This is a genomic window from Streptomyces sp. NPDC107538, from assembly GCF_055657445.1.
Genome location: NZ_JBVKAY010000008.1, coordinates 84,716 through 108,858 on the forward strand (window position 1 = coordinate 84,716; position 24,143 = coordinate 108,858).

At 71.0% G+C, this 24,143-nt stretch carries 16 protein-coding genes and 2 pseudogenes; 15 read left to right on the top strand and 3 right to left on the bottom strand.

Annotated elements, in window-relative coordinates:
• Positions 1-92: 92 nt before the first annotated feature.
• The 5 genes and pseudogenes from ACZ7MG_RS27420 to ACZ7MG_RS27440 all read left to right on the top strand — a co-directional run.
• A pseudogene (locus ACZ7MG_RS27420) lies at positions 93-533 on the top strand (LysR family transcriptional regulator); the annotation flags it as partial.
• Positions 534-606: 73 nt separating this feature from the next.
• Positions 607-1,008: a LysR substrate-binding domain-containing protein gene (locus tag ACZ7MG_RS27425; protein WP_471384840.1), complete on the top strand. Its 402-nt coding sequence runs from the start codon at positions 607-609 to the stop codon at positions 1,006-1,008.
• Positions 1,009-1,308: 300 nt separating this feature from the next.
• A complete protein-coding gene (locus tag ACZ7MG_RS27430) occupies positions 1,309-2,424 on the top strand; it encodes a Gfo/Idh/MocA family protein (RefSeq protein WP_471384838.1) in 1,116 nt (371 codons plus the stop codon).
• A gap of 463 nt (positions 2,425-2,887) precedes the next feature.
• The gene (locus ACZ7MG_RS27435; RefSeq protein WP_471384836.1) at positions 2,888-3,268 is read left to right on the top strand and encodes a hypothetical protein; all 381 of its coding nucleotides are present in this window, start codon (positions 2,888-2,890) and stop codon (positions 3,266-3,268) included.
• 82 nt (positions 3,269-3,350) lie between these two features.
• Positions 3,351-4,130, top strand: a pseudogene (locus tag ACZ7MG_RS27440) (DegT/DnrJ/EryC1/StrS family aminotransferase); the annotation flags it as partial.
• A gap of 911 nt (positions 4,131-5,041) precedes the next feature.
• Here the strand turns inward: ACZ7MG_RS27440 and ACZ7MG_RS27445 are convergent.
• The gene (locus ACZ7MG_RS27445; RefSeq protein ID WP_471384834.1) at positions 5,042-6,274 is read right to left on the bottom strand and encodes a trypsin-like serine peptidase; all 1,233 of its coding nucleotides are present in this window, start codon (positions 6,272-6,274) and stop codon (positions 5,042-5,044) included.
• A 378-nt stretch (positions 6,275-6,652) separates the two neighbouring features.
• Between ACZ7MG_RS27445 and ACZ7MG_RS27450 the strand changes: the two genes are divergently transcribed.
• The 4 genes from ACZ7MG_RS27450 to ACZ7MG_RS27465 all read left to right on the top strand — a co-directional run bounded on the left by ACZ7MG_RS27450 (position 6,653) and on the right by ACZ7MG_RS27465 (position 13,755).
• The gene (locus ACZ7MG_RS27450) at positions 6,653-8,158 is read left to right on the top strand and encodes a diaminobutyrate--2-oxoglutarate transaminase family protein (protein WP_471384832.1); all 1,506 of its coding nucleotides are present in this window, start codon (positions 6,653-6,655) and stop codon (positions 8,156-8,158) included.
• Between the two features lie 332 nt (positions 8,159-8,490).
• Positions 8,491-10,650 carry an IucA/IucC family protein gene (locus ACZ7MG_RS27455; RefSeq protein WP_471384963.1) on the top strand — a complete coding sequence of 720 codons (2,160 nt, stop codon included), beginning with the start codon at positions 8,491-8,493 and terminating at the stop codon, positions 10,648-10,650.
• A 98-nt stretch (positions 10,651-10,748) separates the two neighbouring features.
• Positions 10,749-11,519 (top strand): GNAT family N-acetyltransferase, encoded by a 771-nt coding sequence (locus ACZ7MG_RS27460; protein WP_471384830.1) that lies wholly within the window; start codon positions 10,749-10,751, stop codon positions 11,517-11,519.
• A 214-nt stretch (positions 11,520-11,733) separates the two neighbouring features.
• On the top strand, positions 11,734-13,755 hold the full coding sequence (locus ACZ7MG_RS27465) for an ATP-dependent DNA helicase (RefSeq protein WP_471384828.1): 2,022 nt from the start codon (positions 11,734-11,736) through the stop codon (positions 13,753-13,755).
• 215 nt (positions 13,756-13,970) lie between these two features.
• On the opposite strand, the gene lexA is transcribed toward ACZ7MG_RS27465, so the two are convergent.
• Positions 13,971-14,747, bottom strand: coding sequence for a transcriptional repressor LexA (lexA, locus tag ACZ7MG_RS27470; protein WP_020114122.1), 777 nt, complete (start codon positions 14,745-14,747; stop codon positions 13,971-13,973).
• Positions 14,748-15,286: 539 nt separating this feature from the next.
• Between lexA and nrdR the strand changes: the two genes are divergently transcribed.
• Both nrdR and ACZ7MG_RS27480 read left to right on the top strand, forming a co-directional pair.
• Positions 15,287-15,850: a transcriptional regulator NrdR gene (gene nrdR, locus ACZ7MG_RS27475; RefSeq protein WP_471384826.1), complete on the top strand. Its 564-nt coding sequence runs from the start codon at positions 15,287-15,289 to the stop codon at positions 15,848-15,850.
• Positions 15,851-16,010: 160 nt separating this feature from the next.
• Positions 16,011-18,902, top strand: coding sequence for a vitamin B12-dependent ribonucleotide reductase (locus ACZ7MG_RS27480; RefSeq protein ID WP_471384824.1), 2,892 nt, complete (start codon positions 16,011-16,013; stop codon positions 18,900-18,902).
• Between the two features lie 89 nt (positions 18,903-18,991).
• Here ACZ7MG_RS27480 and ACZ7MG_RS27485 read toward each other — a convergent pair whose 3' ends face one another.
• A complete protein-coding gene (locus ACZ7MG_RS27485) occupies positions 18,992-19,525 on the bottom strand; it encodes a TerD family protein (RefSeq protein ID WP_471384822.1) in 534 nt (177 codons plus the stop codon).
• 154 nt (positions 19,526-19,679) lie between these two features.
• Here ACZ7MG_RS27485 and ACZ7MG_RS27490 point away from each other — a divergent pair, with 154 nt between their 5' ends.
• From ACZ7MG_RS27490 to ACZ7MG_RS27505, 4 genes are all read left to right on the top strand, one after another.
• Complete coding sequence (locus tag ACZ7MG_RS27490; RefSeq protein ID WP_471384820.1) at positions 19,680-20,285, top strand: YdbC family protein; 606 nt, start codon at positions 19,680-19,682, stop codon at positions 20,283-20,285.
• A gap of 124 nt (positions 20,286-20,409) precedes the next feature.
• Positions 20,410-21,069 carry a histidine phosphatase family protein gene (locus ACZ7MG_RS27495; protein WP_471384818.1) on the top strand — a complete coding sequence of 220 codons (660 nt, stop codon included), beginning with the start codon at positions 20,410-20,412 and terminating at the stop codon, positions 21,067-21,069.
• Positions 21,070-21,081: 12 nt separating this feature from the next.
• On the top strand, positions 21,082-21,984 hold the full coding sequence (locus ACZ7MG_RS27500; RefSeq protein WP_471384816.1) for an ADP-ribosylglycohydrolase family protein: 903 nt from the start codon (positions 21,082-21,084) through the stop codon (positions 21,982-21,984).
• A gap of 236 nt (positions 21,985-22,220) precedes the next feature.
• Positions 22,221-23,972, top strand: coding sequence for a DUF4153 domain-containing protein (locus ACZ7MG_RS27505; protein ID WP_471384814.1), 1,752 nt, complete (start codon positions 22,221-22,223; stop codon positions 23,970-23,972).
• Positions 23,973-24,143: the final 171 nt, after the last annotated feature.

The window sequence follows — 24,143 nt, forward strand, 5'->3', positions numbered from 1 at the left end:
GGGAGGCGGTTCATTCGCTGTCCGCGATGGCCATTCGAATGTCGCAGTACGGGGCTCGCCGTGTCCAATAGATTCGTTGATAACCTCTCGGCATGGATGTGGATCTGCGCTTGCTGCGATCATTTGTCGCGGTCGCGGAAGAACTTCACTTCACCCGCGCGGCGCAGCGCCTGCACATTACGCAGCCCGCGCTTTCCAAACAGATCGAGCAACTGGAGCGGAGCCTTCGGCTGCCCTTGCTGAAGCGGTCCAGCCGCTCGGTGACCCTGACCGCCGCGGGCCGGGCGCTGCTGCCCGGGGTGCGCCGGATCCTGGCCGACTGGCAGGGCGTGGTCGGCGCGGCCCAGGAGGCGGCGGCGACGGAGGAGCGGACGCTGCGGGTCGGCTTCATCGCCAACGCGGCCAGCGAACTCACCCCCCGGATCCTCGCGACCTTCGGCATGATCCGGCCGGACTGGCGGGTCGTGATGACCCAGGCGCCGTGGATCGACCCCACGGCCGGGCTGGCGGGCGGCGACGTGGACGTGGCGCTGGTCCGGCTGCCGCTGCCGCACGGGCCGTCGAGCATCCGTACGCAGGTGCTGCTGTCCGAGGGCCGCTGGGCTCATGGCGGCCGGGCATCCGCTGGCCGGGCAGGACGTGGTGCGCTTCGAACAACTGCTGGACGAGCCGTTCGTCGCCGTGCCCGTGGAGTCCGGGGTCTGGCGCGACTTCTGGCTGGCGCTCGACCACCGGGACGGCCATCCCGTCGTCATCGGTGCCGAGGTGAACAGCACGGACGAGTGGATGGAGGCCATCGCCAACAACTTCGGGGTCTGTCTGACCGGCGCCTCCACCGCGCGGTTCTATCCCCGCCCCGGGGTCGTCTGCCGCCCGATCGACAAGATCACGCCCACGGAGGTCGCCGTGGCCTGGCGCGCGGCCGACAACCGCCAGGTGGTCGCCGACTTCGTCACGGCCTGCTCGGAGACGGTCGCGGCGGCCGGTGACATGGGTGCCGGTACGTGACATAGCGGAACTCGGACAGGGCATCCGGAATGCGCCAGTCCGTCGAATCGGTTCTCGAATTCTCCGCTGAATCGTGTGCTGAATCACCCTGGGATTCACCTCCCGGGAGGGATGCGAAATGGTTTCTCCCTGGCTGTCACCGAGCTGACGGCAAACATTCCATCCCGGCATGAACGAATCTATTGGACGCTGTCACTTCGGCGTTGCGAGCATTCGGAAGAAAGGACCCGCCACCCGGCCGGGCCACCGGACCACCGGGCCCACGGTCTCCGGCCGCCGCATCGCTGAAGGGTATTCACCGTGGTAAATCTCCGCGCAGTCATTGTCGGCTGCGGACGTAGCGCTTCCGCCGCCCATGCCTCCGCCCATGCCGCCGACCCCCGCGTGAACCTGGCCGCGATGGTCGACCCCGACCGTGGCAGAGCCCGGGCGCTGGCCCGCCGGTTCGGCGTCCGCGAGGTCTTCACCTCTCTGGAGGAGATGCTCGCGACGACGGACGTCGACCTCGTCAGCATCTGCGCCCCGCCCCCTCTGCACGCCCCGCTCGTCACGACCGCGCTCCGGGCCGGCTGCCATGTGCTCTGCGAGCCCTCCGCCGCCACCGACCCCGCGGACCTGGCCCGCCTGTCCGCACTCGCCACGACCGAACACCGCGTCCTGACCTACGCCTTCCCCTGCCGCCACCTCACCGAGACCCGCACCGCCCGCGGCATCGTCGACGCGGGAGAGATCGGCGAGATCCACGAGATCCAACTCGGGGCGCGGGGGTGGTGCGAGGTGGTGGACGGGGGGTCGTGGGAGGTAGTGAAGGAGGGGGCGCGGGAGGCGGTGGACGAGGGGTGCCGCGCCGATGGCTGCCGCCTCGACCGCCCGCCAGGGACGCCCGGCGCACTCGACGCCCGGCCGGCCTGGGGCGCGGATGGATCAGGGGGCCGGTCTTGGGCTGCGGAGTGCGCCGGCTCTGGGTCTTGGGCTATGGAGGACGCCGCCTCCGGGCCTTGGGCTGCGGAGGAAGCTGGCTCCGGGGCTTGGGCTGTGGATTGTGTCGGCTCCGGGTCTTGGGCTGCGGAGGACGCTGCTTCCGGGTCTTGGGCCGCGGATTGTGTCGGCTCTGGGGCCTGGCCTGCCAAGAACACCGGCTCCGAGTCCTGGGGCGCCGATGCGCCGTGCGACCGGGCGCGGGCCGTCGATGTGTCGTACGACCGGTCCCGGGCCGTCGATGTGTCGTACGACCGGTCCCGGACCGTCGATGTGCCGCACGACCGGTCCCGGGCCGCTGGTGCACCGTGCGACCGGTCCCCGGCCGCCGATGAACCGGGCGACCAGCCCGGGCCGCCGATGAACCATGCGACCGGTCCCGGGCCGCCGCCGGCGCTCACTGCCGGCACCGAACCCACGCCGACCGCAGCCCCCTGACCGACACCGGTATCCACCTGCTCGACCTGGCCATGTGGATCACCGGCTTCCCCGAGCCCGTCGAGACGCTCTGGGCCACTGCCGATCGGCTCCTCGCGGCGGCGGAGAGTGCGGACGGTGGCGCCGTACGGCCACCGGCAGGGTCGGCGCCGGGGCGCCAGCGGGTGCGTGCCGAGCGGGGGACCGACTCTGCCGACGCCAGGGCCGCCCGAGCCGTGGCGCGGGAGCACCCGGACGCGAGGCCGATCTCCCCTGCCGAGCACCCAGCCACCGGCCTCGGCGCCGCCCAGGGCCCCGGCCCACTCTGCCCCAGCGGCACCGCCTGATCCGCTGCAGCGACGGCCTGTCTCTGAGCCTCACCACCTCCGACGGCCCCTCGTGCACCACCGCCTACGCCACCTCGTACGCCGCCGCGCACGGCACCGCGTACGCCGCCGATCCGCCCGACGAGGACACCGTCCGGGTGCGGCTGGTCGGTGACCGGGGCGCGCTGGAGATCTTCCCTCTGCTGCTGTCCCACCCGAACCAGTCCGCCCTGAGCCACCCCCTCCCGCCCCTCCCGGGCAGGCCCCGCGACCTCCAACTCGCCCGCACACGCCAGATCACCGCGTTCGTCGACGCCTGCCTCGGCCGGGGCCCGGCGCCGGTGACCGCCGCCGAAGCCATCCATGTGCAGAAGATCGCCGACAGCCTCCACCACACGGCCCACGCCACCCCCGTTCCCCGGGAACCGGACGCTCTCGGCCGGACAGCCGTCCTCGGCCAGCCGAGCCCCCACGAGGCCACCTCCACCCCCACCCCCACCACCGTCGACGACCCCGCTCCGGAGGCGAGCCGTGCCTGAGACCAACCTCGCGCTCTTCGGCGGTGACCCGGTGGTCACCGAACCCCCCACCTGGCCACAGCGCGGATCGCTGGAAGCCCGCATGCTGCGCGAAGTCCTGGACGACGGCCAGTGGTCACTGCACGGCGGCACCCGCTGCACCCGCTTCGAGTCCCGCTTCGCCGCACTCCAGGGCCTCGGCCGCGTCCTGACCGTCAGCAACGGCACCGCCGCCCTGCAACTCGCCTGCGAGGCCCTGGGCCTGGGCCCCGGCGACGAGGTCATCGTCCCCGGCCTCACCCGCCCGGGCACGGCCGGCGCGGTCCTGGACGCGAACGCCGTGCCCGTCCTCGTCGACGTGGACCCCGACACCTGGTGCCTGGACCCGGCAGCCGTGGAGGCCACCGTCACGGAGCGGACCCGCGCGATCGTCGCCGTCCACCTCTACGGGACGATGCCCGACCTCACGGCCCTGGCCGCCCTCTCCGCCCGGTACGGCCTCGCCCTGATCGAGGACTGCGCCCACGCACCCGGCGCCCGCTGGGAGCGGTACGGCGCCGGCTCGGTCGGCACCCTGTCCTGTTTCAGCTTCGGGAGGACCAGCACCCTCACCGCGGGCGAGGGCGGCTGTGTCGCCACCGCCGACCCCCTGCTCGCGGGCCGTCTCGCCGGCCTCCGCGACCGCGGCCGCCCACCGGCGGGCTCGCCGCCCGGCTGGCGGCCCCTTCAGGGCGGCAACCACCGGATGACGGAGTGGCAGGCCGCGATCCTGCTCGCCCAGTGCGAACGCTTCGCGGAACAACGCGAACGACGCGAGAGGGTCACCCGCCGCTGGCGCGAGGCGGCACTCGCCTCGGGCTTCCTGCGCCCCGCCCGCCTGCTCCCCGAGGTCGAACGACCACCCGGACAGGCCCTCGCCCTGTCGTACCTCCCCGACACGGACCTCCTCGGAGACCTCCCCGTGGCGACCGTCCGAGCCGCTCTCGCCGCCGAACTCAGCGTCCCCGTCGAGGCCTGCTACCGCCCCCTCGACACCTCGCCCGCCTACCTGCCGCACAGCAAACCCCGGCACCACCTCTCCCAGGAGTACTGGGAGGCCATCGATCCCGGACGGGCCCGACTTCCGCACTGCGCCCGCCTGTTCGACGCCTCCGTGGTCCTCCCGCACACCGCGATGCTCCGCCCAGGCGCCGAGGACCATCTCCCTCAAGCCCTCGACCGGCTGGCCTGCCACGCCGACCAACCGCGTGACAGCGCCCTTCGCCCGCGCTCACCGCCCGCCGTACGAACCACTCAACTCGTCCTACAACGCCCTGGCCCGCCGCCCAACTGCGGTCGCGCGAGCCAGGCACTCTCGGCCGGACCGATCGACGTGTTCGACACGAGCAGAGGCTCCGTGCCCACCCCAGTCCCGCCCGCCCCCGTCCTTCCAGTCGCCGACATCGATGCCGTACTCCTCGAACGTGTCGGCGAGGACGTCGGGAATGCCGTCACCGTCCCCGGTCGGCGGTGCGCGAAGCGCCGGAACTGGGCTTGCCGCCCGCCTCTCCGCCGCCCGAGTCACAGACGGCGGCCGCCGGCACGAGCGCCACGACGAGTCCGGTGGCGGCGAGGAGACGTAGCCGACGCCGCCGCCGCCGATACCGTCGGCGATGTGAGAAACGCATGGTTCTCGACACCCGTCGGAACTATCCGTGTGTCACGCCCACCATGCGGGCGCGTCAGGGGGCCGGCGGAGGGCGCGCGACCGGCCAATTCCACGCGCCCTCCCTGCCGGTCACCGCGTGCGCGGCGTCACTGCGAGGCGAACTTGTCGCTCACCGCCTGGTACACACCCTCGGCCTCCTTGCCCAGCCGCGGCCCGGCCAGCCAGCCGGCGCTCACCGGACCGATCGAGGTGTTCGACACCAGCGCGGGCTGCCCGTCCGAGCCGGTCGCCACCCAGCCACCACCGGACGAACCGCCGGTCATGGTGCAGCCGATGCGGTACATCGTCGGGTCGGACGCGACGAGCGAGAGCCGCCCCGGCTTGTCCGTGCACTGGTACATCGTCTCGCCGTCGTACGGAGCCCCGGCCGGGTAGCCCGTCGCCGTGATGCTCTCCACCTGCGGTACGGCGGGCGCGTCGAAGTCCACCGGCAGCGCCGAACCGACCATCTCCTCCAGCGACTTGCCCCCGCTGCCCTCCTCCGGCGTCACATGGATCACCGCGAAGTCGTACGGCGCCCCGTCACCGCCCGTCTGGCCGCCCTGCTCGATCCACTGGTCCGAGGTCTGCGCCCAGTCCCCCCACCAGACGCCGTACGGAGCGACCTGCTCCTTGGTGGCCGTCTTCAGCTCCGCCGCCGACATACCGCTGTCGTTGTACGAGGGCACGAAGGCGATGTTGCGGTACCAGCCGCCCGACTTGCCGGCGTGCACACAGTGGCCGGCCGTCCACACCATGTTGGACTTGCCCGGGTTGGCCGGGTCCTGGACCACGGTCGCCGAGCAGACCATCGTGCCCTCGGGCGCGTCGAAGAACACCTTGCCCGCCTCGGGCGCGTTCGCGTGGTAGTTCGCCGACACCGCCTCCGCGTCGACGGACGCCGGCGTCGGGTCGGTCACGCCCTGGTCACCGGTGAGGTCGCTCTCGTCGACCTCCTTCTCCGGCTCCTCGGCGTCCCGCATCCGGTCCGGGTCCCACAGATCCTTGATGATCGGGTTGACGTAGTCCTCGGCCTCGCGCAGCCAGTCGTCCTTGTCCCAGTTCTTCCAGGCACCGCCCCGCCACTTGTCGAGGTCGATCCCGTGTTCCTTGAGCTTGTCCTTGATGTCGTCCGGGATCTGGATCTTGCCGTCGCCCGCACTGTCACTGTCCTGCGCGGACGCCGACGCGTCGGCGTTGGCCGTGGTGTCACCGGAGCCGCACGCGGTCGCGGTCAACGACAGAACCGCGGCTAGGCCGACCGCGGCCACGACGGGGGAGGTTCTGCGGCGCGCGCTCCTCCCACGACGAGCGGCGAAGAGCGATCGTATGGGTCGCATGGTCTGAACTCCCCCTGGGGCGTAAGAGAACTCTGTGCTGCCGAAGCGGATCACGCACGGCTCCGCCGCGCGCCCACCGCCCCCTTGTACGTAGCCGACACGGCATTCGTGCGGCTCGGTACCTCTGCTTCTTCGTACGTAGTCGTCGTACGCGCGGCTTGGTGCGGATCCGCCGCGCCGCGTCCCTACGGAACGGCACCACACACTATGCGGTCGTTGTGGGGGACATCCGAGGGAACGGCAACGGTTCCGTCACGGCAAGGATCTTCGCCCCACCCGCTTCCCCGTGCGAGTCGCGTCGTTGGTACGGGCGGGGGACCCGCCGGTGTTCGGTGACCCCTGCCAACTCGCCTCTGAGCAGCGGGAGGAAGTGCAGTCGTGGCGGTGACCGAGTCTGCGATGGCGCCGGTCGGGCGTGAGGCCGAGCGGGCGCGTGTGGGACACGAGGACGAACGGGCGCGCACACGGCGGGAGCACGAGGGGGCGCGCTCGGCGCACGAGGGGATCCTGCGGCGGCAGGCCGCCCGTGAGTCGGCTGCCCGCACCTACGCACGGGCCCTGCCCATCGTGCCCGTACGCGCACGCGGACTGACCATCGAGGGCGCCGACGGCCGCCGCTACCTCGACTGTCTGTCCGGCGCCGGCACCCTCGCCCTCGGCCACAACCACCCGGTCGTCCTCGAAGCCATCCGCAAGGTCCTCGACTCGGGCGCCCCCCTGCATGTCCTCGACCTGGCCACCCCCGTCAAGGACGCCTTCACCACCGAGCTGTTCCGCACCCTTCCCCCGAGGCTCGCCGACCGCGCGCGGATCCAGTTCTGCGGACCCGCCGGCACCGACGCCGTCGAGGCCGCCTTGAAGCTGGTCCGCGCGGCGACCGGACGCACCGGACTGCTCGCCTTCACCGGCGCCTACCACGGCATGACCGCCGGGGCCCTGGAGGCATCCGGAGGCGCCCACGACGTACGCGTGGCACGTCTGCCCTATCCGCAGGACTACCGCTGCCCCTTCGGAGTCGGCGGCGAACGCGGTGCCGAACTCGCCGCCCGCTGGACCGAGTCCGTCCTCGACGACGCCAAGTCCGGTGTGCCGCTGCCCGCCGGCATGATCCTCGAACCCGTCCAGGGCGAGGGCGGCGTCGTCCCAGCCCCTGACGGCTGGCTGCGCCGTATGCGCGAGATCACCGCCGCGCGCTCGATCCCGCTGATCGCCGACGAGGTCCAGACGGGCGTGGGCCGCACAGGCCGGTTCTGGGCCGTCGAGCACAGTGGCGTCGTCCCCGATGTGATGGTCCTGTCCAAGGCCATCGGCGGCAGCCTCCCCCTGGCCGTCGTGGTCTACCGCGACGACCTCGACGTCTGGCAGCCCGGCGCCCACGCGGGCACCTTCCGCGGCAACCAGCTCGCCATGGCCGCCGGCGCCGCCACCCTCGCCCACGTCCGCGAGAACGCCCTCGCCGACCGCGCCGAGACCCTGGGCGCCCGCATGCTCGCCCAACTCCGCGGCCTCACCCATCACTTCGCCTGTGTCGGTGACGTACGAGGACGGGGGCTGATGATCGGCATCGAGATGATCACCCCGGACGCGCCCCCTCCCTCCAACACCACCGGCCCACACCCGCCCGCCCCTTCCCTCGCCACCGCGGTCCAACGCGAGTGCCTCCGCCGCGGCCTGATCGTCGAACTCGGCGGCCGCCACACCGGCGTCATCCGCCTCCTCCCACCTCTCACGATCACCGACGAACAGACGCACGCCGTACTCGACCGCCTGACGGACGCGATCGCCTCCGTGGCATCCACCGCCGAGGCCCGAGGAGCGGCGCCCCCGGTGCCCGAACGAGCCACGGGCCCTGGACCCGTGCCCGGACACCTGCCCGCCGGCTGACCACCGAGTCACCCCGCCCCACCAGGTGGCCGGGACTCCACCCCAGCCGCGAACCAGCCGCCCACCCCACGCACAGAACCACCCGACCATCACCCCGATCACCGTCCCGCCCTCCGCCCGCCCAAGTCCCCATGGCGCCACCGCCCTGCCTCCTCCCGCACAAGCCCCGTCCCACCCTCGCCCGCACCACCTCGCACACGTCCCATCCCGCTCGACCGCACGCCCCCGCGACTGCCCTCCCGCACGAGCAACCCCCAGGAACCGCCTTGAACCCGCTCTCCGCCTCCGAGGCCCCCACCCACGAACACGACACGACGGCAGCCCGCATCCCCATGCCCCCGGGCCCGCCGAGCGCCGAGCCATCACCCGCTCCGGTCGACCCACCGGCCTCCCGACCCGCGCCGGCTCCGCCCTCCGCCCAGCCGATCCCCGGCCAAGCCGCACTCGCGCACCCTCCGGCTCACCGTCCGACCGGGCCAGGTCAGCCGCGCGTCCCCTCGGCCCCCGCTCCAGTCATCGACGGAAACCGGAACACCGAGCCTCCGCCCGAGTCCGCCACCGACCCCCTGCACCACCCCGATCCACACACCGCGGCCCAGGCGGCAGCGGTCGAGAACCTGCTGCGTTGCTGGGTACGCGAACACGACCTCTCCTCTCCTCAGGACGGCACCCTCCGCATCCCGCTCCCCACGACCGGCACGACACTCCATGCCCCGGTGCGCTACTGGTCCCCGACCGGCTGGCACCGCTTCGGCCTCCCGCGTCTCGCCGGCACCCCCGAGACCGCACCCCCGGTCGACGCCAGGACGCTGGCGACCCTGCTGGCCAGGGAGACCACCGCGCGAGGCGCACACGAACCAGCCACGCGCGAGCCCCGACCCACGCCGACGCACACCCCCGCGTCCCCCACCACGGACCGACCGGCCCCTCTCGACCTGGTCGCCAGAGTCGCCGACTCAGCCCGCCGTATCGCCGTGTTCATCGCCGAGCGCCGAACCGCACCCACCGACCATCCGGACCGTTTCCTCGCGGCGGAGCAGGCTCTCGTTCTCGGTCACCCCCTGCACCCGACCCCCAAGAGCCGGCAGGGGCTCTCCGAGGCCGAAGCCCGGCTCTACTCACCGGAGACGCGCGGCTCCTTCCCCTTGCACTGGATGGCTGTCGCCCCCTCCGTCCTGTCGACCGACTCGGCATGGACCGAGCGCGGCCGTGTCATCCCCGCCGAGCAGCTGACCGCACGCCTGGCCGGCCCAGGGCTGCCCCTCCCGGAGGGCTACGCCGCCCTGCCCCTGCACCCCTGGCAGTCCCGCGAGGTCCGCAACCGCCCGCCCGTCGCCGCTCTGCTCGACGCCGGTCTGCTCCGTGACCTGGGGCCGCACGGCGACCCTTGGCATCCCACCTCCTCCGTCCGCACCGTTCACCGCACCGGCGTCCCCGCGATGCTGAAGCTCTCGCTGGGCCTGCGCATCACCAACTCCCGTCGTGAGAATCTCCGCAAGGAACTCCACCGAGGTGTGGAGGTCCACCGTCTGCTGCGCACCGGCCTCACCGAGCAGTGGCAGGCCGTTCATCCCGGGTTCGACATCGTCCGCGACCCGGCCTGGCTCGCGGTCACCGCACCGGACGGCGACCCTCTCCCCGGGCTGGACGTGGTCATCCGGCACAACCCCTTCGGCCCGGCGGACGACCCGTCCTGCGTCGCGGGACTGGTGTCCCCGAGGCCGTACGCCCGAGGTGAGCAGCGCGCAGGGCTCACCGCGGGCCACCTCGGTGAGACGCGGCCCTGCCCCGAGGGCCAGGACCCCGGGCGCCTCGACAACCCCGACCGGCAGGGCCGCGGTGCCGCTCCGGATGGCCACCTCGACCTCACCCTGCGGTCGCGCCTCGCCGATGTCCTCTCCCGCCTCGCCGGGCGCACCGGCCGCCCCCGGGACGCCGTCGCCGTCGAGTGGTTCCTGCGCTATCTGGAGCGGGTCGTGCGGCCCGTGTTGTGGTTGGACAGCGAGGTCGGGATCGCTCTCGAAGCCCATCAGCAGAACACGCTCGTCCTGCTGGACCCCGACGGCTGGCCCATCGGCGGCCGGTACCGCGACAACCAGGGCTACTACTTCCGCGAGTCCCGCCGTGCGGAGCTCACGGCCCGGTTGCCCGGCATCGGCGAGCGCAGCGACACGTTCGTCTCCGACGAGGTCACCGACGAACGGTTCGTCTACTACCTCGGTATCAACAACGTGCTCGGTCTCATCGGTGCCTTCGGCTCCCAGCGTCTCGGTGACGAACGGCTCCTGCTCGCCGCCTTCCGCCGTTTCCTCATGGATGCCGCCACCAGCCCCGCCCGGCTGAACACCACCCTGCCGGCCCGGCTGCTCGACTCACCCGTGCTGCGCTGCAAGGCCAACCTCCTGACCCGTCTCCACGGTCTCGACGAGCTCGTCGGCCCGGTCGACACCCAGTCCGTGTACGTCACCATCGCCAATCCCCTTCACCGCTGACCGGCCCCCGCCCCTGTTCAGCCCACCCGACTCCGTACTCCTACTCCCTTCAGCCCCGAGGAACATGACCCACCCGATCTCCTGAGAGGAGCGTCGCCGTGCCTCCCACCGACGCGAGCACCCCGGCGAGCACCGACACCGCCTCGGCCCCGACGAGCAATGAGGACACGCTCGAACTGCGCCTGCCCGACGACTTCCTCGCCCTCCTCGCCGAGAACGGAGACGAGGACGGTGGCGGTGGCGGGGACGAGTACGGCAGCCGGACCGAGGCAGGACAGGAGGTGCCCTCGGCCGGCGGCGAACTGCTCGACCATCTCGCCGACTGGGGGCCGGTCGTCACCCCGGCAGGCACCCTGCGTCTCGTCCCTGTCCGCCTCGAACGGGAGCTGCCGTTGATCGCCCACTGGATGAACGACTCGGCGGTGGCCTCCTCCTGGAAGCTCGCCGGCCCCGAGGCCGTGACCGCGAACCACCTCCGGTCGCAACTCGGCGGAGACGGCCGCAGCCTGCCCTGCCTCGGACTGCTGAACGGCACCCCGATGAGCTACTGGGAGATCTACCGGGCGGATCTCGACCCCATCGCCCGCCACTACCCGGCCCGCCCGCACGACACCGGCATCCATCTCCTCATCGGACCCGTGGCCGACCGCGGTCGGGGTCTCGGCTCCACCCTGCTGCGTGCCGTCGCCGATCTCGTCCTCGACAGAAGACCCTCATGTGCCCGCGTGATCGCGGAACCCGACCTGCGCAACTTTCCCTCCGTCTCCGCGTTTCTGAGCGCAGGCTTCCGGTTCTCCGCAGAGGTCGACCTGCCCGACAAACGGGCCGCCCTCATGGTCAGGGACCGGTTGCTGCGCGATCTGATGTAGATCCGATCTAGATCCGATGTGGATCTGCTGTGACGCCGTCATTTCTGGTACACCGCCCGCGCCGATGCGGTTCCCGATCGAGCCGACTCGATTTCCGGCCGCCGAGAATCGGCCCTCCCCGTCGAAGAGAACCGGTCTTGATCCCGCCCCTCACGCCCCATGCCTCCGCCTTGCTCACCCGTTTGTCAGTGGTGACCCGTAGGGTGGTCGCGCTATGACGAAGCCCTCACTCCACGAACTCCTGCACGCCGCCGTCACCGCTGTCGGCGGCATGGAGCGCCCCGGCCAGGTGACCATGGCCGAAGCCGTCGCGGAGGCGATCGACGACGGCTCCCATCTGCTGGTCCAGGCAGGCACCGGCACCGGAAAGTCGCTCGGCTACCTGGTGCCCGCCCTCGCCCAGGGAGAGCGCGTCGTCGTGGCGACCGCGACCCTGGCGCTGCAGCGCCAACTCGTGGAGCGGGACCTGCCGAGAACGGTCGACGCGCTGCATCCGCTGCTGCGCCGCCGCCCCGAGTTCGCGATGCTCAAGGGCCGGTCGAACTACCTGTGCCTGCACCGCCTGAACGAAGGCGTCCCGCAGGACGAGGAGGAGGGACTCTTCGACCAGTTCGAGGCGGCCGCGCCCTCCAGCAAGCTCGGCCAGGACCTGCTGCGCCTGCGGGACTGGTCGCAGGAGACCGAGACCGGCGACCGGGACGACCTCACCCCAGGTGTGTCCGACCGTGCCTGGGCCCAGATCTCCGTGTCGTCCCGGGAGTGCCTGGGCGCCACGAAGTGCGCGTACGGCGCCGAGTGCTTCGCCGAGATGGCCCGGGAGCGCGCCAAGCTCGCCGAGGTGGTCGTCACCAATCACGCACTGCTCGCGATCGACGCCATCGAGGGCGCGCCGGTGCTCCCGCAGCACGAGGTGCTGATCGTGGACGAGGCGCATGAACTCGTCTCCCGGGTGACCGGCGTGGCCACCGGCGAGCTCACGCCCGGCCAGGTCAACCGCGCCGTGAAGCGGTCGGCGAAGCTCGTGAACGAGAAGGTCGCCGACCAGCTCCAGACCGCCGCCGAGGGATTCGAGCGAGTCATGGAGCTGGCTCTGCCCGGCCGTCTGGAGGAGGTCCCCGAGGACCTGGCGTACGTCCTCATGGCGCTGCGCGATGCCGCCCGCGCGGTGATCTCGGCGATCGGCAGCACCCGCGACAAGTCCGTCCAGGACGAGGACGCCGTCCGTAAGCAGGCGCTGGCGGCCGTGGAGAGCGTGCACGACGTGGCGGAGCGGATCAGCAACGGGTCCGAGTGGGACGTCGTCTGGTACGAACGCCACGACCGTTTCGGCGCGTCCCTGCGTGTGGCCCCCATGTCCGTGTCGGGCCTCCTCCGGGAGAAGCTCTTCGCGGACCGCTCCGTCACCCTGGCCTCGGCCACGCTCAAGCTGGGCGGCGATTTCAACGGTGTGGGTGCGTCACTGGGGCTGGCGCCGGAGGGTACTCAGGGGGACGACCTTCCGCAGTGGAAGGGCGTGGACGTCGGATCGCCGTTCGACTACCCGAGGCAGGGCATCCTCTATGTCGCCAAGCATCTGTCGCGTCCCGCGCGCGACGGCGACCGGGCGGACATGCTGGACGAGCTCACGGAGCTGATCCAGGCGGCTGGCGGGCGCACGCTCGGCCTGTTCTCATCGATGCGGGCCGCCCAGCTGGCGGCGGAGGAGCTGCGCGTCCGGATCCCCGAGTACCCGATCCTGCTCCAGGGCGAGGAGACGCTCGGTGAGCTGATCAAAGGCTTCGCTGCCGACCCGAAGACCTGCCTCTTCGGCACGCTCTCGCTCTGGCAGGGCGTGGACGTGCCGGGCACCAGCTGTCAGCTGGTCGTCATGGACAAGATCCCGTTCCCACGCCCCGACGACCCCTTGATGAGCGCCCGCCAGAAGGCGGTGGAGGAGGCGGGCGGCAATGGCTTCATGGCCGTCGCCGCCACCCACGCGGCCCTGCTGATGGCCCAGGGCGCCGGCCGCCTCGTACGGGCGCAGGGGGATCGTGGCGTGGTCGCCGTACTGGACCAGCGGCTGGCGACCGCTCGGTACGGCAGCTATCTGAAGGCGTCGCTGCCCGACTTCTGGTACACGACGGACCGCAATCAGGTCCGCAAGTCGCTCTCCGCGATCGACAGCGCGGCGAAGGACAAGGAAGCGGCGAAGGACCAGGAGAAGGAAGCCGAGACGGTGGAGGCGGCAAAGGCATGACGAACGGCCGGTGGCCTGTCCCGATCGTTCGGGGGACAGGCCACCGGCCGTTCCGCGCAACAGTTCCGCACAAGCGTTCCGCGCGACAGTCTCAGGGCCCGCACCGGGCTTCCGCGGTGGGCCGGACAGGCCGGAGCCCCGGAACCGGCGCAGTGGATTCCGGGGCCCGGATCAGGGGCGGGGACGGGGCACGGGCGACCGTCCGCCGCTGGGTGTCAGACGCGGCGCAGAACGGCCACCACCTTGCCGAGGATGGTCGCGTCGTCACCCGGGATGGGCTCGTAGGCGGCGTTGTGCGGGAGCAGCCAGACATGGCCGTCCTCGCGCTTGAAGCGCTTGACCGTGGCCTCGCCGTCCAGCATGGCGGCCACGATGTCGCCGTTCTCGGCGACGGGCTGACGGCGGACCGTCACCCAGTCCCCGTCGCAGATCGCGGCCTCGATCATCGAGTCACCCACGACCTTCAGGACGAAGAGTTCGCCGTCGCCCACCAGCTGGCGGGGGAGCGGGAACACGTCCTCGACGGATTCCTCGGCCAGGATCGGGCCACCGGCGGCGATCCGGCCGACCAGCGGCACATACGACGCGGCCGGCTTGCCCGCCGTGTCCGTGGGCTGCGCCGAGGACTGGTCGGAGCCGCGGACCTCGTACGCACGCGGGCGGTGCGGGTCGCGGCGCAGGAAGCCCTTGCGCTCCAGTGCCATCAGCTGGTGTGCCACGGAGGACGTGCTGGACAGGCCGACCGCCTGGCCGATCTCCCGCATCGACGGCGGGTATCCCCGCCGCTGCACCGAGTCCCTGATCACCTCGATGACCCGGCGCTGCCGATCGGTGAGCCCGGAGCTGTCTGCCCTGATGCCTGGAGGTCGGCCGGGCAGGGCTCGCTTGGGCCCTTCATGGTTCGTGGCTTCGTTCATCGCATGCACCGGCTCGAGTCGGCTCTGGGAGCGGTCCTGGGCAGTGATGGTGGCACTGTCAGCGGTGGTGGTCACGTCGGCCCCTCTCGATGGTCTCCCGTGCAGCACAACGGTAGTTGCTTTCGAAAGGTTGCGCCAAACACACGTTCGAGTGAAAAACCGTGGATTACCGGACGTGACCATGTGTCTGGGTGTAGGGCTGGCGGCTCCGGCGGACAAAAGCGCTGATTGCTGTACTCTTCACCGCCGGGGCGGAGGGCCTTGTGGGCCCCTGTCGCCGCGTGGGTCAGTCTGCCACCCGGCACTTCGCCGGTCGGGTACCGACCCCTTTTTCCGTTGCGCCCCACCGTATCCGCGACCGCTACGCGACGGTAGGGATGCGCTCCGCGACGGTGTCACCGTCTGGCACATGCCAATACGTGGGCGACACGCGCGCTGCGGGTGGATTTACGTGCCAAGCCCTACATCTAGTGCTTGGATTGCCGTAACAGCCCAGAAGTTGTGGTCCCCCGGGTCTTAGGGCTCTTGGTCATCCCCTATGCTTGGGGCTGCTTCCGCGGGGCCCAAGTGGCCCGTGGGGGCTATTGAGTCGTGCTGTGAGGAGGGTTGGAGTTATGCACTGTCCCTTCTGCAGGCACCCCGACAGCCGTGTCGTCGACAGTCGTACGACGGACGACGGCACGTCGATCCGCAGGCGCCGCCAGTGTCCCGACTGCTCCCGCCGTTTCACGACGGTGGAGACGTGCTCGCTGATGGTGGTCAAGAGGTCCGGCGTGACCGAGCCCTTCAGCCGTACCAAGGTCATCAACGGCGTGCGCAAGGCGTGCCAGGGAAGGCCTGTCACGGAGGACGCGCTCGCCCAGCTCGGCCAACGGGTCGAGGAGGCGGTGCGCGCCACCGGGAGCGCCGAACTGACCACCCATGACGTGGGTCTGGCCATACTCGGCCCGCTGCAGGAACTCGACCTCGTCGCCTATCTGCGATTCGCCTCGGTCTACCGGGCGTTCGACTCGCTGGAGGACTTCGAGGCCGCCATCGCGGAACTCAGGGAAGAGCAGGAGAAGCGCCCCGGCGCGAACGACGACGACGTCGAGATCGCGGTCGCGGAGCGCCAGGAGAACGACCGCGGGTCCGGAGGGACTGCCCAGGTCCCCGTGCCCGCCGACGCCGCCGACTGACGGCGTGCCGCACCGCCGGACCAGTGGGTCCGGACGATCGGCGGCGATCCAGACCTGTCGCGAACGGCTGTGTCAGCCGGGTCGCGGCACAAGACAGAAACACCGTGCCATGGGAACAACGTGGCACTTCAGGGCGTTTTCGCCCGTACAGGGAGGCGGCATGACAGAGACGGCGAGCGGTCCGGCACGGAGTTCCCGCGCCAAGGGCACGAAGGCGAGCAAGGGCCTGCGTATCGAGCGCATCCACACCACCCCCGGCGTGCATCCGTACGACGAGGTGGTCTGGGAGCGGCGTGACGTCGTCATGACCAACTGGCGCGACGGTTCGGTCAACTTCGAGCAGCGCGGCGTCGAGTTCCCCGACTTCTGGTCGGTGAACGCGGTCAACATCGTCACCAGCAAGTACTTCCGCGGTGCCGTGGGCACCCCCCAGCGCGAGACCGGCCTCAAGCAGCTGATCGACCGCATCGTGAAGACGTACACGAAGGCCGGCGAGGACAACAAGTACTTCGCCTCGCCCGCCGACGCCGAGATCTTCGAGCACGAACTGGCGTACGCCCTCCTGCACCAGGTCTTCAGCTTCAACAGCCCCGTGTGGTTCAACGTGGGCACCCCGCAGCCCCAGCAGGTCTCGGCCTGTTTCATCCTGGCCGTCGACGACTCCATGGAGTCGATCCTCGACTGGTACAAGGAAGAGGGCATGATCTTCAAGGGCGGCTCCGGCGCCGGCCTGAACCTCTCCCGCATCCGCTCCTCCAAGGAGCTGCTCTCCTCCGGTGGCAACGCCTCCGGTCCCGTCTCCTTCATGCGCGGTGCCGACGCGTCCGCAGGAACGATCAAGTCGGGCGGCGCCACCCGCCGCGCCGCCAAGATGGTCGTCCTGGACGTGGACCACCCGGACGTCGAGGACTTCATCGCCACCAAGGTGAAGGAGGAGGAGAAGATCCGCGCCCTGCGCGACGCGGGCTTCGACATGGACCTGGGCGGCGACGACATCACGTCCGTCCAGTACCAGAACGCCAACAACTCGGTCCGTGTGAACGACGAGTTCATGACGGCCGTGGAGAACGGCACCGAGTTCGGCCTCCGCGCCCGGATGACCGGCGAGATCATCGAGAAGGTCGACGCCAAGGCGCTGTTCCGCAAGCTCGCCGAGGCCGCGTGGGCCTGTGCCGACCCGGGCATCCAGTACGACGGTGTGATCAACAACTGGCACACCTGCCCCGAGTCCGGCCGGATCACCGCGTCCAACCCGTGCAGCGAGTACATGCACCTGGACAACACGTCCTGCAACCTCGCCTCGCTGAACCTGATGAAGTTCCTCAAGGACGACGGTCTCGGCCACCAGTCCTTCGAGGTCGAGCGCTTCGCCAAGGTCGTCGAGCTGGTCATCACCGCGATGGACATCTCCATCTGCTTCGCCGACTTCCCGACCCAGAAGATCGGCGAGAACACCCGCGCCTTCCGCCAACTCGGCATCGGCTACGCCAACCTCGGCGCCCTGCTGATGGCGACCGGCCATGCGTACGACTCCGACGGCGGCCGCGCCCTCGCCGGTGCCATCACCTCCCTGATGACCGGCACGGCGTACAAGCGTTCCGCCGAACTCGCCGCGGTCGTCGGCCCGTACGACGGCTACGCCCGTAACGCGGACGCCCACAACCGCGTCATGAAGCAGCACTCCGACGCCAACGGCACGGCCGTCCGCATGGACGACCTGGACACCCCGGTGTGGGCCGCCGCCACCGAGGCCTGGCAGGACGTGCTGCGGCTCGGCGAGAAGAACGGCTTCCGCAACTCGCAGGCGTCGGTGCTCGCCCCGACCGGCACGATCGGCCTCGCGATGTCCTGCGACACCACCGGTGTCGAGCCGGACCTGGCGCTGGTCAAGTTCAAGAAGCTGGTCGGCGGCGGCTCGATGCAGATCGTCAACGGCACGGTCCCGCAGGCCCTGCGCCGCCTGGGCTACCAGGAGGAGCAGATCGAGGCGATCGTCGCCCACATCGCCGACAACGGCAATGTGATCGACGCCCCCGGCCTCAAGCAGGGGCACTACGAGGTCTTCGACTGCGCCATGGGCGAGCGCGCCATCTCCCCGATGGGCCACGTCCGCATGATGGCCGCGATCCAGCCGTGGATCTCCGGCGCCATCTCCAAGACGGTCAACATGCCGGAGACGGCGACCGTCGAAGAGGTCGAGGAGATCTACTTCGAGGCCTGGAAGCTCGGCGTCAAGGCGCTCGCGATCTACCGCGACAACTGCAAGGTCGGCCAGCCGCTCTCCGCCAAGACCAAGGAGACGGAGAAGGCGGAGATCACCGAGAAGGCCGAGGAGACGATCCGGGCCACGGTCGAGAAGATCGTCGAGTACCGCCCGGTCCGCAAGCGTCTCCCGAAGGGCCGTCCCGGCATCACCACGTCCTTCACCGTCGGCGGCGCCGAGGGCTACATGATCGCCAACTCCTACCCGGACGACGGCCTGGGCGAGGTCTTCCTGAAGATGTCCAAGCAGGGTTCGACCCTCGCGGGCATGATGGACGCCTTCTCGATCGCCGTCTCGGTGGGGCTGCAGTACGGCGTTCCGCTGGAGACGTACGTCTCGAAGTTCACCAACATGCGCTTCGAGCCGGCCGGTATGACGGACGACCCGGACGTGCGGATGGCGGCGTCGATCGTCGACTACATCTTCCGCCGTCTCGCGCTGGACTTCCTGCCCTTCGAGACGCGCTCCGCGCTCGGCATCCACTCCGCCGAGGAGCGTCAGCGCCACCTGGAGACCGGCTCGTACGAGCCGATCGAGGAAGAGGTCGACGTCGAGGGCCTCGCCCAGTCGGCGCCGCGCCAGTCGCTGAAGGCGGTCTCCGCTCCGAAGGCCGATGAGGAGGGTGCCAAGCCCGCTCCGAAGCAGGCCCACACCAGCGCGGAGCTGGTGGAGATGCAGCTGGGCATCCAGGCCGACGCCCCGCTGTGCTTCTCCTGCGGTACGAAGATGCAGCGGGCCGGCTCCTGCTACATCTGCGAGGGCTGCGGCTCGACGAGCGGCTGCAGCTGATCTGAGCGCCCCCGGGCGCGAACCGGTGTGACAGGGCGGTGGAGCCGAAGTGAGGCTCCACCGCCTTCGGTCTGTCGTCGGTCGGCGGGTCAGGACCGGGGCGGGCCGCCCATGACGCGGGCGAAGGTCGCCGGGTCCTCGTCGTAGCCGGTGATGCCGGGGTGGAAGGTCCACTCGCCCGTGTCGTCCCGGACGAAATCGGCCACGGTCGCCGCGGTGGAGCCGAGTACGCCGCCGAAGTCGTCCTCCGCCAGGACGGTGTAGCCCTCCCGGATGCGCAGACCGGGCTTGGTGACGTTGACGAAGGTCTTCGGACCGGAACCCTGCTGTATGGCGACACCGATGACGACCCGCCCGTAGCGGCTGTCGAGGCGGTTCAGCTCGACGGTCATGACCTCGTCCCAGCCGAAGCCCTGGCCGTTCTTGCTGTCACGGTTGAGGGTGATGGTGCCGTCGGGCGAGCGGCTGTCGAAGTGAACGACATAGGCGGGGCCGCCACTCGGCTCGGCCGCCGAATAGGTCGCCGCGACGATGTCGAGATCCGTCGGCGGCTGTCCGGCGGGGCTCGGGTCCCACTTCAGCGACACCTCGACCTTGCGGATGCCCTTGTTGAGGCCGTTCAACAGAACTCTCCTCCCCGTTCTCCTGTGCGTGCGGGCCGAACTGCCTGGCGGTCCAGGCCAGTTGTCCATCCTTGCATGCGTGCGCGTCCGCTCGCCCGGGTGCAACCGGCCGGAGAGTGACCGCCGCCACGTTCCGTGGCCTTACCATGGCGCGGTGCTGGTCAAGTGGATTCGCTGCACCGTGGTGGACCGCCGCGGTTTCGAGCGGGGGCAGCGAAAATGGGCGGGGCTACTGGGGGAGCCGGGATTCCGTGGACAGGGCGGGGGTTGGAGCCGGGGGCGGGCCGGTGTGGCGCACACCTTCTCCTTCTGGGAGAGCCGCGCCTTCTACGACTCCTTCATGGCGCGCTCCCACGACCGGCTGGCCGCCTCGCAGTCCGGCACGTTCAAGGACATGCAGGTCAAGCTCTTCGACCACCGCTTCGATGTGAAGACCGGCTTCGAGCCGCGCTTCTCGGACAGCGATCTCGTACGGGTGGCGCACTGCCGTGTCCACGAGGAGCGCGCCGAACACTTCGCTCTCATGCAGGAGAAGGTCTGGAACCCCGCGATGGCCGGCTCCCCGGGCATGGTGCGGGGCCTGTTCGGTGAGGCGCCCGGCCATGAGTTCGTGATCCTCTCCATGTGGCAGTCGGCCGCCGAGCACGGCAAGTACCGCGTCGAACGCATCGAGCGGCTCGCCCTGCGGGCGCAGATCGAGGCGGACGTCGCCGCCATGACGGGAGACATCGTGGAACTGGAGCCGAGCTGGACGGTCTGAGGTCCGGACTCTAGTCGGTTTGGATTTCCAACTCGCTCGGTCGATGTGCGGGACTTGTGTGACCTACGCCGTATGACGGCCGGACGAGTGCTCGATCGGCCGCCGTCCCCTTTAGGGTCTTGGCATGGCACGACCACGGCGCATCATCCTTGTCCGACACGGCGAGTCAACGGGCAATGTTGATGACACCGTGTACGAGCGCGAGCCCGACCATGCTCTCGCCCTCACCGATCTCGGCTGGCGGCAGGCGGAGAAGACCGGCAGACGCGTCCGTGACGTCCTCGGTCACGAGCGCGTCAGCGTCTACGTCTCCCCCTACCGCCGTACGCACGAGACGTTCCAGGCGTTCCATCTGGACCCCGAACAGGTGCGGGTGCGCGAGGAGCCCCGGCTGCGCGAGCAGGACTGGGGCAACTGGCAGGACCCCGACGACGTACGCCTCCAGAAGGCATACCGGGACGCGTACGGGCACTTCTTCTACCGCTTCGCGCAGGGCGAGTCCGGCGCCGATGTGTACGACCGGGTCGGCGGTTTCCTGGAGAGCCTCTTCCGCAGTTTCGAGGACCCCGACCACCCGCCGAACGTCCTGCTGGTCACCCATGGGCTCGCCATGCGGCTGTTCTGCATGCGCTGGTTCCACTGGACCGTGGCCGAGTTCGAGTCGCTGTCGAACCCGGGGAACGCCGAGATGCGCATGCTCGTTCTCGGGGAGGACGACAAGTACACGCTCGACCGGCCGTTCGACCGCTGGCGTGACCCGGAGTCGTACGGGGCCACCGGATAGAGTGGCAGGGCGATGACCGCTGACTTCTCTTCCGACGGCCGCTTGGAGCGTGCCCTGTCCAGCCTGCGCGGGCTCGCGGTGGGGGACGCGCTGGGCTCGCAGTACTTCGTGCCCGTGAACTACCCGCTGCTCAAGCGCCGTGCGACCCCGTCCGGCCCCTGGCAGTGGACCGACGACACCGAGATGGCCTGTTCCGTCGTGGCCGTCCTCGCTGCCCACCACCGCATCGACCAGGACGAACTCGCCCGCTCCTTCGCCGTGCACCACGACTTCGACCGGGGCTACGGCCCCGCGGTCAACCGTCTGCTCCGACTGGTCCGGGAGGGTGGCGACTGGCGCGAGCTGGCCTCCGCGCTCTTCAACGGGCAGGGCTCCTGGGGCAACGGCGCGGCCATGCGGATCGCCCCGCTGGGCGCCTGGTACGCGGACGACCCCGAGCAGGCGACCCACCAGGCGGAGATCTCGGCCTACCCCACGCACCAGCACCGCGAGGCGGTCGTCGGCGCCATGGCCGTCGCCGCTGCCGCCGCCCTCGCGGCGGACCCGGCCGGACCGCCGAGCGCCGGGGCGCTGCTCGACGGAGTCATCGCGCTCGTCCCGAAGAGCGCCGTCGGCGCGGGCCTGCGGCGGGCCCGGGACATGCTCGACTACGCTGACGCGGACACCGTCGCCGCCGTCCTGGGCTGCGGACGGCGTACGACCGCGCACGACACCGTGCCGTTCGCGCTCTGGTCGGCGGCGCGCGCCCTCGGTGACTACGAACGCGGTTTCTGGACGACGGCCCAGGTGGGCGGGGACGTCGACACGACCTGCGCCATCGTCGGCGGAGTGATCGCCTCCGGGAAGGCGGGGACACCTCCCGAGGCATGGGTGGAGCAGACCGAGGCGTTCCCGGACTGGCTCCAGGTGGAATAGCCGGTCGGGGCGGACCCATGTTCCCAGGCCCCGTCGACCCCAATCGTCCCGACTGTCACAGGCGTGCCACAGTGCGCTCTCCGGTCGGCCATGCCCTCACTCCCGCGGCGTACCCTGTCCGCCACGCCGCCTGTTGATCATGGCAAGACGCGGCGACGAGGCACCGGCCACGGGCCTGCCGCCGCAGCCACGCGCTGCGTACGGCGGGCGGTGAGCCGGTCGGGGGAGGGGGTCCCATGTCCGAGACACCGTCAACACCAGCCCAGCCGGAGCCCGAAGGCCCGGCACCCAGGGCACGCGCCGGGGCCGCGGCGAGCCCTTCAGGGGCGGCCGCACCCAAGGGCGCGACACCGGACCGCAAGGGCGCGACACCGGACCGCAAGGGCGCGACACCGGACCGCAAGGGCGCGACACAGGACCGCAAGGGCGCGACAGCGGACCGCAAGGCGAGCGGGCCCGCGGCGATACCGATACCGACACCGGGGCCGCCGCCCCCGGCGCCCAAACTGATCGACTTCGGTCCCGACGATCCCGCGCCGATCCGCACCGCGACCCTGTGGTCCGCCCTGGCGACCGGCATCCTCAGCATGGTGCTGCTGGGCCAGGGACTGGCCGTCAACATCCTGGTCGTCGCCGTGCCGGCCACCCTCGCGGTGTACTTCGCGGGCCGGCGGGCCGGCCGACGCCCCCGCCCGTGGGCGCTCGTCTGGGGCGTCGGCGGGATCGCCCTGCTGACCGTGCCCGCGCTGCACGCCGCCGAGTGGCCCACGTTCTTCGCCGTCGTCGCCGCCCTCGCGGCGGGCTCGCTCGCCCTGCACGGTGGCCGCACCTGGCCCGCCGTGCTGCTCGGCCCGATCGGTGTGTTCACCTCGCTGGTCACCGGCCCGGCCTGGGCCTGGCAGGGGCTACGCGAACGGGTGGGCGGCGACCGCGGCCGGCTGGCGCCCGTGCTCAGGGCCCTCGTCGTGGCCGCGGTCCTGCTGCTCGTCTTCGGCGCGCTGTTCGCCGGTGCCGACGCGGCCTTCGCGGACCTGCTCGGCGCTCTGGTGCCCGACGTCTCCGTGTCCGACGGCCCCTGGCGGGTCCTGCTGCTCATGCTGGGCCTGTTCGGGACCCTCGCGGCGGCCCGTACGGCGGCCGCGCCCGCCCGCTGGGACCGCGTCCAGGTGCCAGCGGGCCGGGCCCGGGGCCGCGTCGAATGGGCGCTGCCGCTGGTCGGGCTCGTCGGGCTCTTCGCCGTCTTCAACGCGGTGCAGCTCGCCGTGCTCTTCGGCGGCTACGACGCCGTCCTTAAGGAGACGGGCCAGACGTACGCCCAGTACGCGCGCCAGGGGTTCTGGCAGCTGCTCATGGCCACACTGCTCACCCTGCTGGTCATCGTGCTCGCCCTGCGCTGGGCCCCGCGCACTCGATCGAGTGACCGGACGCTCGTCCGCGGTGTGCTGGGAACCCTGTGCGCGCTGGCGCTCGTTGTCGTGGCATCCGCTGTGCGACGTATGGACATGTATGTGGAGGCCTATGGGCTGACGCGGCTGAGGATCTCGGTGCTGACCATGGAGCTCTGGCTGGGCCTGGTCATCGTGCTCATCATGGCCGCCGGGGTGTGGGGCGCCCGCTGGCTGCCGCGTGCCGTCGCGGCCAGTGCCGTCGCCGGGGTGCTGGTGTTCGGGCTCGCGTCGCCCGACGCGCTGATCGCCGAGCGCAATGTGGAGCGGTACGAGACGACGGGCCGCTTCGACCTCCCCTACGCGCAGGGGCTGTCCGCCGACGCGGTGCCCGCCCTGGACCGGCTGGAGGAGCCCATGCGGTCCTGCGCGCTGTGGGACATCAAGGAGGCGCTGGACGAGCGGGGTCACATTCCCTGGTACGCCACGAGCTGGGGCGAGGCCGAGGCCAGGCGCATCCTGGACGAGCGCCCGCCGGTGTCGGGGCCGGACGATCCGGCGTGCGGAGAGTTGGGTGCGGAGTTCGCGGAGTTCTACCGCTGAGAATTCGTGGCGAGCGGCGCTGGGAGGTCGTGGGGGCGGGGCGATGCCGTGGACGGGGCGATGCCCTGGGGTGCGCGCGGCGAGGGCGCGCGGTCTCGCCGCACACGGCTGGACCACGCCCCGTCGTCTTCCCTGGGGCGTGGTCCAGCCGTGATCGCTTCAGTGGTCGTC